13 protein-coding genes are annotated in these 12,942 nt (G+C 74.9%); 2 read left to right on the top strand and 11 right to left on the bottom strand.

Annotation, left to right across the window (positions count from 1 at the left end):
• Nucleotides 1-726, top strand: a 726-nt coding sequence (locus IE98_RS0113905) for a TetR/AcrR family transcriptional regulator (RefSeq protein ID WP_078661001.1), incomplete at its 5' end; no start/stop codon positions are given.
• 22 nt (nt 727-748) lie between these two features.
• Here IE98_RS0113905 and IE98_RS0113900 read toward each other — a convergent pair.
• The 11 genes from IE98_RS0113900 to IE98_RS0113850 form a co-directional block, all read right to left on the bottom strand.
• Nucleotides 749-2,245, bottom strand: a complete 1,497-nt coding sequence (locus IE98_RS0113900; protein ID WP_030268700.1) for an amino acid permease — start codon at nt 2,243-2,245, stop codon at nt 749-751.
• Nucleotides 2,246-2,425: 180 nt separating this feature from the next.
• Complete coding sequence (locus IE98_RS0113895) at nt 2,426-3,283, bottom strand: haloalkane dehalogenase (RefSeq protein ID WP_030268699.1); 858 nt, start codon at nt 3,281-3,283, stop codon at nt 2,426-2,428.
• Between the two features lie 2 nt (nt 3,284-3,285).
• Nucleotides 3,286-3,834: a MarR family winged helix-turn-helix transcriptional regulator gene (locus IE98_RS0113890; protein WP_052390487.1), complete on the bottom strand. Its 549-nt coding sequence runs from the start codon at nt 3,832-3,834 to the stop codon at nt 3,286-3,288.
• A gap of 180 nt (nt 3,835-4,014) precedes the next feature.
• The gene (locus IE98_RS0113885; protein ID WP_078661000.1) at nt 4,015-5,382 is read right to left on the bottom strand and encodes an aminopeptidase P family protein; all 1,368 of its coding nucleotides are present in this window, start codon (nt 5,380-5,382) and stop codon (nt 4,015-4,017) included.
• Nucleotides 5,383-5,771: 389 nt separating this feature from the next.
• Nucleotides 5,772-6,146: a hypothetical protein gene (locus tag IE98_RS0113880; protein WP_030268696.1), complete on the bottom strand. Its 375-nt coding sequence runs from the start codon at nt 6,144-6,146 to the stop codon at nt 5,772-5,774.
• Between the two features lie 58 nt (nt 6,147-6,204).
• On the bottom strand, nt 6,205-6,639 hold the full coding sequence (locus IE98_RS0113875; protein ID WP_030268695.1) for a roadblock/LC7 domain-containing protein: 435 nt from the start codon (nt 6,637-6,639) through the stop codon (nt 6,205-6,207).
• A 37-nt stretch (nt 6,640-6,676) separates the two neighbouring features.
• Nucleotides 6,677-7,672: a hypothetical protein gene (locus IE98_RS0113870; RefSeq protein ID WP_052390486.1), complete on the bottom strand. Its 996-nt coding sequence runs from the start codon at nt 7,670-7,672 to the stop codon at nt 6,677-6,679.
• Nucleotides 7,672-8,055 (bottom strand): hypothetical protein, encoded by a 384-nt coding sequence (locus IE98_RS0113865; protein WP_030268693.1) that lies wholly within the window; start codon nt 8,053-8,055, stop codon nt 7,672-7,674. The genes IE98_RS0113870 and IE98_RS0113865 overlap by 1 nt, the downstream gene beginning before the upstream one ends.
• Before the next feature lie 167 nt (nt 8,056-8,222).
• Nucleotides 8,223-9,608 (bottom strand): MFS transporter, encoded by a 1,386-nt coding sequence (locus tag IE98_RS0113860; RefSeq protein ID WP_234443532.1) that lies wholly within the window; start codon nt 9,606-9,608, stop codon nt 8,223-8,225.
• The gene (locus IE98_RS0113855; protein ID WP_063748918.1) at nt 9,605-10,315 is read right to left on the bottom strand and encodes a winged helix-turn-helix domain-containing protein; all 711 of its coding nucleotides are present in this window, start codon (nt 10,313-10,315) and stop codon (nt 9,605-9,607) included. The genes IE98_RS0113860 and IE98_RS0113855 overlap by 4 nt, the downstream gene beginning before the upstream one ends.
• Nucleotides 10,316-10,379: 64 nt before the next feature.
• A complete protein-coding gene (locus tag IE98_RS0113850; protein WP_030268689.1) occupies nt 10,380-11,894 on the bottom strand; it encodes an FAD-dependent monooxygenase in 1,515 nt (504 codons plus the stop codon).
• 135 nt (nt 11,895-12,029) lie between these two features.
• On the opposite strand from IE98_RS0113850, the gene IE98_RS0113845 reads away from it, so the two are divergent.
• Entirely contained in the window at nt 12,030-12,656 is a 627-nt protein-coding gene (locus tag IE98_RS0113845; RefSeq protein ID WP_030268686.1) for a TetR/AcrR family transcriptional regulator, read from the top strand.
• Nucleotides 12,657-12,942 lie beyond the last annotated feature (286 nt).

Here is a 12,942-nt window from a genome sequence, read left to right as displayed (position 1 = left end):
CCCGCCAGCCGCCGGCCCGCCCGCCCCGCCGCCACCGGCGCCGCCACCGCGGCCGGCACCGGCACTGCCACCGGCACCGGCACCGGACGGGTCGGCCGGCCGCGCGCCCAGGGGCCCTCGGCGAGCGGCCTCGCCCCGCGCGAGCAGGTCCTCGCCGCGGCCGCCGAACTCTTCACCCGCAACGGCTACGCCGCCACCACCACCCGCGCCGTCGCCGAGCGCGCCGGGATGCGACAGGCCTCGATGTACCACTACTTCGCGGGCAAGGAGGACATCCTCGCCACCCTGCTGGAGAGCACCGTCGAGCCCTCGCTGGCCTTCGCCACCGCGCTGCTCGCCGACCCGGACGCCGACCCCGCACCCCGACTGTGGGCCCTGGCCGCCCGGGACTCCGGACTGCTCTTCGGCGGCCTGTACAACCTCGGCGCGCTCTACCAGCTGCCCGAGGTCCGCGGCGAGCGGTTCGCCGGCTTCCGGGGCGCCCGCGAGGCACTGAAGGCGGCGTACGGGCGACTGCTCGCGCTGCTCGACCCCGGCGCGGACGCGGCCCTGCGCACCGACCTGCTGTTCGGCCTGGTCGAGGGCGGGGTCGCGGTCGCCCGGGAGCGCGGCGGCCGTGCCGCGGAGCCGGTGGCCCGGGCCGTCGCGGACGCCGTGCTGCGCTTCGCCGGCTGCGGCCCGGAGCGCGCCGAAGCCGCCCGCCGGGAGGGCGAGCGGCTCCTGTGAGCGCGGGTCCGGACGGTCGCCGTCAGCGGCGGCGCAGCCGGTAGGCGGCACCTGCGGCGACCGCGCCGGCGAGCACCAGCACCGCGAACCACCGCAGGTACCAGTGGCCGCCGTCCGGGTCGTACACCGAGGCGCGCGGCCAGGCCAGGTCGACCGTCATCGCCACCCCGTAGAGCAGGGCGAGCACGTTCACCGGCAGCCCCCAGCGGCCGAGGGTGAACAGCGGCCGGCCGGTCTCGTCCACGTCCGGGCCGCCATCGCCGAGCGGCAGCCCGCGCACCCGGCGGACCAGCATCGCGCCCACCACCAGCGCGTACGCGGCGTAGACCAGCACGATGCAGGTCGCCGAGAGCGCCAGGAAGGCCGCCGGCGAGGCCAGGTTGAGCAGCAGGAAGGCCGCCGCCGGCACGCCCACGGCCACCGCCGCCCAGCGCGGCACGCCGCTCACCGGCGCCACCGAGGCCAGCCGCCGGGCACCGGGCAGCGCCCCGTCCCGGGCCATCGAGAACACCATCCGGGTGCCCGCGGTCTGCATCGCCAGGGTGCCGACGCAGACCGCGACCGCCACGTCGGCCAGCAGCACCCGGCCGAGCCCCTCGCCGAGACTGCTGGTCAGCACGTACGAGAGGCCCTCGGAGGCGAGCCTGCCGTCGGTCAGGCTGGGGGCGGCCAGCACACCGCCGAGCAGCAGCAGACCGCCGCCGACCCCGGCCGCGGCGAGTGCGGTGAGGATCGTCCGCGGCGCGGTGCGGCGCGGGGCGACCGTCTCCTCGGAGAGCTCGCCCGCACTGTCGAAACCGATCATGACGTACGCCGCGGTGAACGCCCCGACCAGCAGCGTCCAGGAGCCGCCGCCGGTGGGGGCGGTGTGCAGCACCGAGCCCACCGGCTGCTCGGTGTGGGTGAACAGCAGCACCAGGATCAGCACGATGCCGACGAGTTCGGCCGTCACCCCGACGCCGTTGACCAGCGACAGCACCCGGTTGTCGACGGCGTTGACCAGGGTGGTCAGCGCGATCAGCGCGGTGCCCAGCAGTACCGCGTTGGCCGCGCCGCTCGCCGTGGTCGGGGACGGGTCGCCGCCGACCAGCTGGAAGCCCGGCCACAGCGCCGGCAGCACCACCTGCAGCGCGAGGGCCGCCGCGGCGACCACGACCACCTGGCCGAGCACCATCAGCCAGCCGGTGAACCAGCCGTAGAGCGGGTTCGCCAGCCGGGTCGCCCACTGGTAGATCGCCCCGGAGATCGGGTAGCGGGCGGCGAGTTCGGCGAAGCAGGCGGCCACCAGCAGCTGTCCCGCGAGCACCGCCGGCCAGGTCCAGACGAAGGCCGGGCCGGCCGCGCCGTAGCCGAAGGCGAACAGCTGGAAGACCGTGGTCAGCACCGAGATGAACGAGAAGCCGGCCGCGAAGGAGCCGAACCGGCCGATCGTGCGGTGGAGTTGCTGCGGGTAGGGGAGCGCTCCGGCGGACGGCGGACCGGAGGTCCCGGCGGGAGCGAGCGACGTGCTGGTGGTCATGGGGCACCGGCTTTCCGCAGGCGTTTTCTGTCGGTTGACAGAAATTAGGGCCGGTCGGATTCCCGTGCGTTGCCCGCCTGTTGCCGCGAGGTTGCCGTGTGCTCACCTGGATCGGGGCCGCGGCTGTGACCCCGTCGGGTCCGACCCGGGGGTCGGTCGGCCCCGCCGGCGCGGGCGGGATCAGCCGAAGTGCCGGCCCGCCCAGGCCGTGACGGCGGCCGCGATCTCCTCCGGCCGGTCCTCCGGGGCCTGGTGGCCCGCCGGACCGCAGTGCACCGTCTCCAGGCCGGCGACGTTCGCCGCGCACCAGGCCGCCATGGCCGGATCGATCATCAGCGTCGGCGAGGAGTCGAAGGTCAGCAGCAGCTTGGGCACCTCGGGCGTGCCGCCCAGCCAGTCGCCGTACGCCTTCACCCGGGCGACCACGTCGGCCGGGTCGTCGTCCAGCGGCATCGCCCGCGGCCACTCCAGCAGCGGACGCCGGCTCTCCCGGGTCGGGTAGGGGCTGCGGTAGACGTCGAGGTCCGCCTCGGCGAGCCCGGTCAGCACGGTCTGGCCGAACGAGCCCTCGATGAACACGTTCCGGTCCAGCACCAGTTCCTCGCCCACCCCGGGCGTGCGGAAGGCCTCGAACCGGGCGCGCGCCGCCGCCGGGTACTCCGACCAGGTCATCGGCCGCACGATCGTCTCCATGAACGCCACCCCGCGCGTCCGCTCCGGCAGCCGGGCCGCCCGGTCGAAGGCGAGCGCCCCGCCCCAGTCGGTGCCGACCAGCACGGCCGCCTCCAGCCCGAGCGCGTCGAACCAGGCGTCCAGGTACCGGGCGTGGTCGTCGAAGCGGTATGCGACATCGGGCTTGCCGGAGCGGCCCATGCCGATCAGGTCCGGCGCGAGCACCCGGAACCCGCCGCCGATGCGGGGGATGACGTTGCGCCACAGATGGGACGAGGTGGGGTTGCCGTGCAGCAGGACGAGCGGCGTGCCGCTGCCCGCCTCCTCGTAGTGCACGGTCGAGTCCAGGACGGCGATCTCGGGCATGGCTACTCCTCCGGTGGTTCGGGCGGGGCGTCGACCGGGGTGCCGACGGACGTTTCGAGTGCTGCGTCCAGTGCTGTGTGGAGCGCTGCGCCGCCGGGTGTGCCGAGCGGTGCGTCGAGCAGGGCGGTCAGGTCGCGGACGAGCGCCTCGGTGCGGTCGGCCGTCAGGCCGCCGAGCGGTGCGGTCAGCTGATCCAGGAGCTGCTGGACGACGGCGATCGCTCGGCGCGTGGTCTCCCGGCCGCCCGCGGTGAGCGACAGGCGGACGGCGCGGCTGTCCGCCGGGTCCTTGGCGCGCTCCAGCAGGCCGTCGGCCTCCAGGGCGCGGGCCAGCTTGGAGACGTAGAGCGCCTCCAGCCCGGTGTGGTCGGCGAGTTCGCGTTGGGTGGGCTGCGCCCCGGTGCGCTGGACGCCGTACAGCGAGGACAGCAGTGCGTACTGGGCGTGGGTGAGGCCGAGGGGGGCGAGCGCCCGGTCGACGGCGACCCGCCACTTCATGGCCAGCCGCCAGACCAGGAAGCCGGGCGTCGGGCCGTGGGGTTCCTTGCTCATGGCAAATACAGTACATGGCTATTAAGTACATGGCTACTATTTCAGTGGGGGGCGAGGGCGATGGGGGAGGGCCGGGGATGCAGGCGGGGCGCGCGGGGCGGGCGAGGGCGGCGGAGGTGGACGTGCGGCGGGCGGGGCGCCGAGGACCGGCGCCCCGCCCGGGGTGGAGGTGTCCGTCCGTCAGCCCAGCAGGCCGCCCATCCACTCCTCGATGCCCGTGACCGTGCGCGGGAGTGCGGCCGACATCAGTCGGGCGCCGTCCGCGGTGACCACCAGGTCGTCCTCGATCCGGATGCCGATGCCGCGCAGTTCCGGCGGCAGCGTCTCGTCGTCCGGCTGCAGGTAGAGGCCCGGCTCGACGGTGAGCACGTGCCCCTCCTCCAGCCGGCCGTCCAGGTAGGTCTCGGCGCGCGCCCTGCCGCAGTCGTGGACGTCGAGGCCGAGCATGTGGCCGCTGCTGCAGAGCGTGTACCGGCGGTGCAGCCCGCTGTCCGCCCGGAGGGACTCCTCGGCGGACACCTTCAGCACGCCCCACTCGGCGAGCCCCTCGGCGATCACCGTCATCGCCGCCCGGTGGAAGTCGCGGAAGCTCGCGCCCGGCCGGACGGCCGCGATGCCGGCGTCCTGCGCGGCCAGCACCAGCTCGTAGACGTCCCGCTGGGCGCTGGTGAACGTGCCGCTCAGCGGCAGGGTGCGGGTGATGTCCGCCGTGTAGAGGGTGTCGGTCTCCACGCCGGCGTCGAGCAGCAGTAGTCGGGACGGGTCGAGCGGCCCGTCGTTGCGGATCCAGTGCAGCACGCAGGCGTGCGCACCCGAGGCGACGATCGTCTCGTAGCCGGTGCCGTTGCCCTCCAGGCGGGCGCGCCGCTCGAAGGTGCCCTCCAGCCAGCGCTCGCCGCGGCGGTGCCGCAGGGCCTCGGGCAGTGCGCGGACGACGTCCTCGAACCCGGCCGTGGTGTGGTCCACCGCCAGCTGGAGCTGGCCGACCTCCCAGGCGTCCTTCACCAGGCGCAGCTCGGACAGCACGGCGGCGAGCCGGTCGTCCCCGGCGGTGCGGGCCGCGGCCGGGCGGCCGGTCAGTGCGTCCACCGCGGGGTCCACGCCGGCCAGCACCCGCGCGTCCGGGCCGACGGACTTCCCGAGCGCGTCCAGGTGGACGGTGCGGATGCCGGTCAGCTGCTCGGCCTCCGCGAGGTCCGGCCGCCGCCCGACCCAGAACTCGCCGTAGCGGCGGTCCCGGTAGAACTCGGAGCTCCCGCCGCGCGGCGAGCGCGGGCGGACGTGCAGCACCGCCTCGCCGTCGGGCTCGATCACCAGCACGTGCCCGACCTGCTCCTCCCCGGTCAGCCCGGTGAGCCAGGCGTACGCGCTGTGCGGGCGGAAGCGGAAGTCGCAGTCGTTGCTGCGGACCTTGAGCTGTCCGGCGGGCACGACCAGGCGCTCGCCGGGGAAGGCCGCGGCCAGGGCGGCCCGGCGGGCCGGCGTCACCCCGTGCGCGGCGACCCGGTCGGAGACGGGCAGCGGGGTCGGGGCCCAGGCGGTGCCCATGAAGGCGTCGAGGGCGGGGGAGACCGGAAGGTCGTGGCTGCCGGTGTTCGGCGGGGCGGGGACGGCGGGCGTGCTCGCGGCGTCGGTGGTCACGGCGGGCTGGCTCTCCTTCGGGGGTGGGGCGACCTCAGGGCAAGTGCAATTTCACATTGCCATGTTATGTGTGACACCTCAATACCGCCCAGGGATCTGCCGCCGCCTCTTCTCCCTCTCTGCCTCCCGTCTCCGGGAGGCCATGGGGGCTGTCCGTCCAGCCCCCGTCCGTCCAGCCCCCGTCCGTCCAGCCCCCGTCCGTCCAGCCCCCGTCCGTCCAGCCCCCGTCCGTCCCGGGCCCGGACGCACCGGCGGGCCGGGGGATCGCCCCCGGCCCGCTGCCCGTTGTGCTGCTGTCAGACCTCCAGCTCGGCCTCGATGCGCTTGAGCTGGTGGCGGGCCATCGCCAGGTTCGAGCGCTGCTTGTCGATGGCGAGGTAGAGGAACAGGCCCTTGCCCGAGCGGCTGGTGAGCGGCCGGATCAGGTGGTACTGCGACGACAGGGTGATCAGGATGTCCTCGATCGCCTCCTTGAGGTTCAGCATCTCGATCGCCCGGACCTTGGCCCGTACCACGTCGGTGTTGCCGGCCGCGGCGACGTTCAGGTCGAGCTCCGGGCCGCCGCCGATGGTGCCGAGGGCCATACCGCTGTTGTAGTCGACGAGGGCAACGCCGATGGCGCCCTCGATCGAGCTCATCGCGTCCTTGAGTGCGTGCTCCGTGCTGGCCATGGTGGTTCCTTCCAGAAGGTGGATCGACGGTGTGTCGGTGGTGCTCGGTGAAACGTGGTCAGGGGCGGTCCTGGCGCTCCAGGGCCGCGTCGGCGATCGCGGCGATCCGGCCGCCGGCCCGGCGGGCCTCGAAGTGCAGCCGGCCGACGTTGGCGTCCGGCCCGGCGAACAGCGTCAGCACGACGTAGCCGCCGGCCGCGTACGTGGCCGTGTAGCCGTGCTCGCCCCGGGTGAGCAGTTCGCGGAAACCGCCCTGGCCGCTGGCCTCGATCAGCCGGGAACCGACGCCGAGGGCGGCCGCGGTCAGTGCCGCCAGGCCCTCCGGTTCCAGGCCGTTGGTGTCGTGCGCGACCACCAGCCCGTCGGTGGTGGCGACCAGCCCGCCGGTGAGGTGCGGCACGGTGGCGCGCAGCCCGCGCAGTTCGCTCAGCACCTCCGGTTCTGGCAGGGCGGGTGTCCGCTTCGCCGTGAACTGGCGCAGGGCGCGCTTCATGACGCGGCCCGGAACGGCGTACGGGCGGGTGGGACGCTCACAGTCGGGCCTCCAGGGCGGCTCGGATCCGGAGCAGCAGGGCGATCTCCGGATCTGGCGGGAAGTCGTGCAGCGCCGGCGACGGCAGCAGTACCTCCGGGTGGGCCGGGGGCGGCCCGGCCTGCTGGGGTACTCCGCCCGGCCGCACCGGTGCGGACGACGGTTCGGGTGCGGCCACCGGGCCGGCGGCCTCGCGGACTGCGGCGACCGGGGCGGGCCCGTTCCACGGCGCCGGGGTCTCGATGAGCCCGGCGGCCGCCAGGTGCCGGATGTCGAGCAGCGTGGTGTAGGCGGACCGGCCGAGCAGCCGGGCGATCTGGGCGGGCGTGCGGTACCCGTCGGCCGCCGCGAGCACCGCCCTGCGGCGGCCGCTGCAGGCGGTGGGCCGGCGTTCGGGCACGGCCGGTTCGGTGCGGGCGCGGACGGGGGAGACGTCCAGGCCCGCGGCCGGGTGGGTCCGGTCCAGCAGCGCCCTGCGCTTGCCGACCGCGAGGCGCAGGGCCCCGGCCTCCAGCGGCCGGGCCAGCGTCAGCCCGGGCCGCACCCCGGGCAGGAAGCCGATCGGGCCGTCGTTCTGCGGCAGCGCGAAGAACGCCGCGTCCAGCACGGCCGTCAGGTGGCAGAGCTCCAGTTCGCCCAGGCCGATCGCGCCGGCGGCGACCAGGTGCTCGGCGGCGCTGCCGCTGCCGCGGGCCGCCGCCATCGCGTCCGCCCAGGTGCGGGCGGAGAGCCGGCCGGCCGAGGTGAGCAGGGTGCCGACGTCCGGGGTGGCCGGGCTCTCGGCGTGCACCACCTCGCCGTCGACCAGGTGGACGGTGCCGGCGGAGCCGTGCAGGGCACCGGTGGCCAGGTCGGCGGCGAGGTCGGTCAGGGCGGCCTCGAAGACGGTGGCCGGGGCGAAGCCCGACCGGTGCCTGCGGGGCAGCCTGGTGAGGGGGCGGTGGACGACCGGCTCGGGGGTCGGTGGCAGCATCGGCTGCAGGGTCGGCTGCATCAGGCGAGCACCAGTCCGTCGGCGATGGTGGCGAGGCGCAACCGGGCCATGGCGAGGTTGGCGGTGGCCCGGTCGAGCCGCAGATAGAGGAAGACGCTGCTGTCGAACGCCGTCTCCACGAAGCGGATCAGGTGGTACGTGCCGGCCGAGGTGACGATGACGTCCTCGGCCGGAGCGGTTCTCGCGGCGGGGTCGGCGAAGGACGAGGTCTGGGTGATGGCCCGTGCCACCTCCGTGGCGTCGGCCGCCCCGGCGTCGTGGTCACCGCCGGGTCCGGCGCCGGCGGCGCCGAGGGCGAGACCGCTGGTCCAGTCGACCAGGCTGGCACCGAGAGCTCCGGTGATGGTCATCGCCTCGATCAGGCAGTCGTCGATCCCCGGCAATGGTGTGCACCCCTCCTCAGCGCCCCCGTGACGCATCCGTGGCCACGCCCTTACTGGCTGTAGCCCCAACGGGGCGTAACGCTACCGCGCCGTGGGCGACGCGGGGGAGGGTTCCGGCACTTTCCTCGGGCATATGCCCGACTCCCGGGGTTTTCCCTGACGAGGGGTCAGAGTCCCTTCTCCTCCTGCGCATCGGGCAGGTTGCGGAGGCCGGGGATCGGCGACGGCAGTAGCCAGAGGAACGAGGTGAGCGCACCGATGGCGGCCACCCAGAGCGCCGGCCGAAGGCCGAGCGTGCTGCCGAGCAGCCCTCCCAGAATCGAACCTAGCGGACGGATGCCGTAGTTGACCGCCTGATAGGCGCCGGAGACCCGGGATCGGAGCCGATCCGGGATTACTGCCGCGAAGAGCGAGCCGACTGTGATATCGAGGAGCATCACGCCGATGCCCGAGCCGAAGACCGCGGCCAGCAGCAGTGCGACCACCGCCAGGGTGCCGCCGCGCGCCGCGGGGACGAGCAGCAGCGGAGCCGGGTAGGCGATCATCCCGAGCACCACGGCCCGGCCGATGCCGATCCGGCGACTGATCCTGGCGGTCACCGTGGCACCGATCAGCCCGCCGAGGGCGCCCGCGCTGAGCACGGCGCCGAGCAGACCCGCCGACAGGCCGAGCTCGGTCGTGGCGTACAGCACGAACAGTGCGGCGATCATGAAGGTGAAGAGGTTCACCGTCGCCGTGCCGAGCAGGGCCGCCCGCATGATCGGAGTGTCGGCGATGAACCGCAGCCCGGCCGAGATGCGGCCGCGGGTCTTCGGTTCGGCGGGCGGCTCGGTGGGCCGGATGCTGCCGAGGGCGAAGGCGGAGGCGAGGAAGGAGAGCGCGTCGGCGACCAGCGCCAGCGGCGCGGCGAGCAGTTGGACCAGGGCGCCGCCGAGTCCGGGCCCGGCCGCCGAGGACATCGCCCGGCTGCCGTTGACCAGCGAGTTGCCCTCCACGTAGCGCTCGTTCGGGACGACCGCGACGAACAGCGGTGCGTTGCAGACGTCGAACAGCACCGCGAAGGTGCCCATCGCGAAGGCCACCACGAACAGCTGGGTGAGCGTCAGGACGCCCAGCACGAAGGCCAGGGGCACGGTGAGCAGCAGCACCGCGCGGGCGATGTCGGCGACGATCATCACCCGGCGGCGGTCGGAGCGGCCGTCCGCCCAGGTGCCCGCGTGCAGCGCGAACAGCAGGCTGGGCAGCCAGCCCGCGGCGGTGAGCAGGCCCATCCGGCCGGCGTCGGCGTGCAGCGTGCTGACGGCGACCAGCGGCAGCACGATGGTGGTGATCTGGTCGCCGACCGCGGAGATGGTCTGGCCCGTCCAGTAGCGGCGGAACTCGGTGACCCGGAGCAGCGGGGGTATCAGCCGACGGCCGAGACGACCGGTGCGGCCGGACCGGTCGGAGCCGCCGGGGGTGCCGGGGCGTTCGGCGTTGTCCGTGGGGTCGGATGCGGGGGAGGCGGCCGGCGTCGAGGGGTGCGTGCCGGTGGGCTCGGTCGCGGCGGTCACCGTGCCTCCTCCTCGGTGGGGCCCTGCGGGCTGTCGGTGCGGTGCGTGTGTGCGGCGTCGTGCGGGTGGCCGCCGGGGGAGGGGCGGCCGCCGGTGGACGGCTGACCCGTCGTCGGCGGCAGGTCGGTCGGGAGTGCCATCCGGACGACCAGGACCGGGCGGCTGCCGGCCGGCCGTTCGGCCCCGGCGCCGAGCCGGTCGAGGTACGGCCGGGTCAGCTCGTCCATCCGGGCGCCGAGTTCGGTGAGCTCCTCGGCGGTGAGGTGGAGCAGGGTGTCGCTTATGCCGGCGGCGCTGCGCCAGGCGGGCGACTCGTCCGGCTGGACCTCCAGCCAGCGGACGGCGAGCGCCGCGTACCGCTCGACCACCGTCCGCTGGAGGGCACCGGCCGCCTCGGCGGTGGCCGGGTCCGCCGCGGCGGTGTCCCAGCTGGTGAACAGGGCGGTGGCCCGCCACGGCTTCTCCCGCCCGCGGCCGCCGCCGGCCTCCTCCACCAGCCCGTACTTGGCGAGCTGGCGGAGGTGGAAGGAGCAGCTGGCGACCGATTCGCCGACCAGCTCGGCGGCGCGGGTGGCGGTGAGCGGGCCCTCGCGGCGGAGCAGTCCGACCAGTGCCATCCGGGTGGGGTGGGCGTACGCCTTCAGCGCCCGCGGGTCGCTGAGCTGCACGGTGGGCGGCACCTCCGGTGCCGGGTGCTCCTCGTTCACGCTTCTAAAGCTATCTTTAGAAAGAACTCTTTACAAGTGGAGCCCGGCTCGGTCGGGCGGCGCGTCACAGGCGGCCCAGGTAGTCGAGGGCGGCCTTCTCCTCGCCCTGCCGGGCGACGAGTGCCACGTGGTTGTCCGGCCGGACCAGCACCAGCGCCGCGCCCTCGATGCCGTAGGCCCGCCGGGCGTGCCCGCCGGTGTCCCGCAGCCCCGCCGGGTCGTCCGCGTCGACCGTCACCGTCCGGACGTGCCCGGGCAGGTCGGCGGAGGGGCGGTGGCCGAAGGCGAGCAGGGTGAACCGGTCGCCCACGAACGTCTCCAGGAGCCGTATCGGCCGTCCCTCGGCGTCGGTGCAGGGGGCGTCCGGTGCGCGGTCGCCGGCCTGCAGGGCGCCGGCCGGACCGCCCCCGGCGAGCCGGCTCCAGCGGTAGCCGAGCGAGAGGCCGGTGATGTCGTCGACCCGGACGGCCTCCAGCCCGACGCCCGGTGTGCGGGCACCCTCCGCCACCGCGGCCATCCCCGCGGTGGACGTCTGCAAGGTCCAGGCGGCGATCGGCTGCCGCTCCTCCTGGTAGCTGTCGAGCAGGTCCGGCCCCGCGGGGCCGGTCAGGACGTGGCCCAGCTTCCAGCCGAGGTTCCACGCGTCCTGGATGCCGGTGTTCATGCCCAGCCCGCCCGCCGTCGGGTGGACGTGTGCGGCGTCGCCGGCCAGCAGCACCCGGCCGACCCGGTACTGCTCCGCCACCCGCACGTTGACCCGCCAGCTGGAGAGCCAGCCGGCCCCGTGCACCTCGATGTCCGTGCGGCCGGTGTGGTCGGCGACGATCCGGCGGAAGCCCTCCAGCGAGGGGGCGAGCGCCGTGCCGTCCGGACCGGTCTCGGGGGTGGCCTGCACCTGCCACCGGCCGTCCTCCTCGCCGAACGGGCAGAGCAGCAGCGCACCCTGCGGGCCGAACCACTGGTGCCAGACGGTGGGCTCCAGGCCGCTGATCTCCAGGTCGCCCACCACCATGGCCGGCTCCGGCTCGCTGTTGCCGGTGAAGGGGACGCCCAGCCGCTTGCGGACGGTGCTGCGCCCGCCGTCGCAGCCGATCAGGTACCGGGCCTCGATCTCCCGTCCGTCGGCGAGACGGGCCGTCACCCGCTCGTCGTCCTGGGTGAACCCGGTGAGCTCGGTGCCGAACTCGACCGAGCCGCCCAGCTCGGCGAACCGGGCCCGCAGCAGTGCCTCCGTCCTGTCCTGCGGCAGGAAGAGCGAGCCGGGGAAGGGGGCGGCCGGGGTGGGCGGGGTGTCCGCCGACGGGTCGGACTCGGCGGCGAAGGCGCCCTCGAAGTAGCGACGGAACGGCAGGACGGTGCGGCCGGCGGCGAGCAGGGCGTCGGCCAGGCCGAGGTCGGCCAGCACCTCCAGGCTGCGGGCGTTGAGCGCCTTGCCGCGGGAGCCGGAGTGCGGCTCGGGCGCCAGCTCGACCACCCGGACGGCCACGCCCTGGCGGGCCAGCAGGCAGGCGAGCGTCAGGCCGGTGGGCCCGGCGCCGGAGATCAGGACGGACGTCGTCTCGCGGACGGTTGCGGACATGGTGGAGCTCCTCCCCCTGGGGCCCGGGCTCGGCTTCGGTGCGGCCCGGACGCCACTCATGGAACAGCAACCCGGTCAGAAATGCAACCCGGTAACAAAAGAGTCCGAGTCAGTCCCCGGGGTAGGATCGCCGCCATGAACGAGCCGCCCGGTCTGCGGACCCTCAAGAAGGAGCGCACCCGGCAGGCGATCGCCGACACGGCGATCGGCCTGTTCCTCGCGCACGGCTTCGACGGGGTCTCGGTGCTCGAGATCGCCGCCGCCGCCGAGGTCTCCAAGCCCACCCTGTTCCGCTACTTCCCGACCAAGGAGGAGCTCGTCCTGCACCGGATCGCCGACCACCTCGGCGAGTCCGGCCGGGTGGTCGCCGCCCGCGGCCCGCAGGAGACCCCGCTGGACGCCCTGGAGCGCCACCTGCTGGAGCAGCTCGCCGCCCGCGACGCGGTCACCGGCCTGTGCGCGGAGCCCGAGGTGCTGGCCTTCCACCGGCTGGTCTACGGGACTCCCAGCCTCTCCTCCCACCTGCTCGACTGGATCGCCCGCGACACCGAGCTGCTCGCCGAGGCCCTGGGCGATCCGGGCGAGCTGACCGCCCGGCTGCTGGCCGCCCAGTTCGTCTCGGTCCGGCAGGACCTCACCCGCACCAACTGGCGGCGGCTCTCCGAGGGCGTGCCGGAGGCGGAAGCCCACCGGCGGGCCGTCGAGGACACCGGCACCGCCTTCGCCCTGCTGCGCACCGGCGCGGCCGGCTTCGGCTACTGAGCCGGGACCGACCCCGACACGAGTGGCCCCGGTACCCGGCGGCGCCGGACCCGAGCCGCCCGGTCTCCGTCGGCCCTCCGTCCCTCCGGCCGGCCCACCGGTCCGGGGCGGTGGAAGACCACCGGCCCCCGGCGGAGATCCGCCGGGGGCCGGTGAGCCGATCGCGCAGTGGTGCCGTCCCGGGGCCGGTCCGTGCCGCGCCGCGGCCGCGCCGCGTTGCAGCCGTGCCGTGCCGAGCCGTGGCGCGTCCGGGGTGGGGCCGCCGTGATGCCTGCCGCCGTGCCGT

Source organism: Streptomyces sp. NRRL B-24484 (assembly GCF_000717715.1).
Classification (GTDB): domain Bacteria; phylum Actinomycetota; class Actinomycetes; order Streptomycetales; family Streptomycetaceae; genus Kitasatospora.
Note: the sequence above shows the minus strand (reverse complement) of the source record. Positions and strands in the feature narration are given on the sequence as shown.

Coding starts and splice junctions, on each gene's coding strand:
- IE98_RS0113900 (WP_030268700.1), bottom strand. CDS start 2,245: ATGACCACCAGCACGTCGCTCGCTCCCGCCGGGACCTCCGGTCCGCCG.
- IE98_RS0113895 (WP_030268699.1), bottom strand. CDS start 3,283: ATGCCCGAGATCGCCGTCCTGGACTCGACCGTGCACTACGAGGAGGCG.
- IE98_RS0113890 (WP_052390487.1), bottom strand. CDS start 3,834: ATGAGCAAGGAACCCCACGGCCCGACGCCCGGCTTCCTGGTCTGGCGG.
- IE98_RS0113885 (WP_078661000.1), bottom strand. CDS start 5,382: ATGGGCACCGCCTGGGCCCCGACCCCGCTGCCCGTCTCCGACCGGGTC.
- IE98_RS0113880 (WP_030268696.1), bottom strand. CDS start 6,146: ATGGCCAGCACGGAGCACGCACTCAAGGACGCGATGAGCTCGATCGAG.
- IE98_RS0113875 (WP_030268695.1), bottom strand. CDS start 6,639: ATGAAGCGCGCCCTGCGCCAGTTCACGGCGAAGCGGACACCCGCCCTG.
- IE98_RS0113870 (WP_052390486.1), bottom strand. CDS start 7,672: ATGCAGCCGACCCTGCAGCCGATGCTGCCACCGACCCCCGAGCCGGTC.
- IE98_RS0113850 (WP_030268689.1), bottom strand. CDS start 11,894: ATGTCCGCAACCGTCCGCGAGACGACGTCCGTCCTGATCTCCGGCGCC.
- IE98_RS0113845 (WP_030268686.1), top strand. CDS start 12,030: ATGAACGAGCCGCCCGGTCTGCGGACCCTCAAGAAGGAGCGCACCCGG.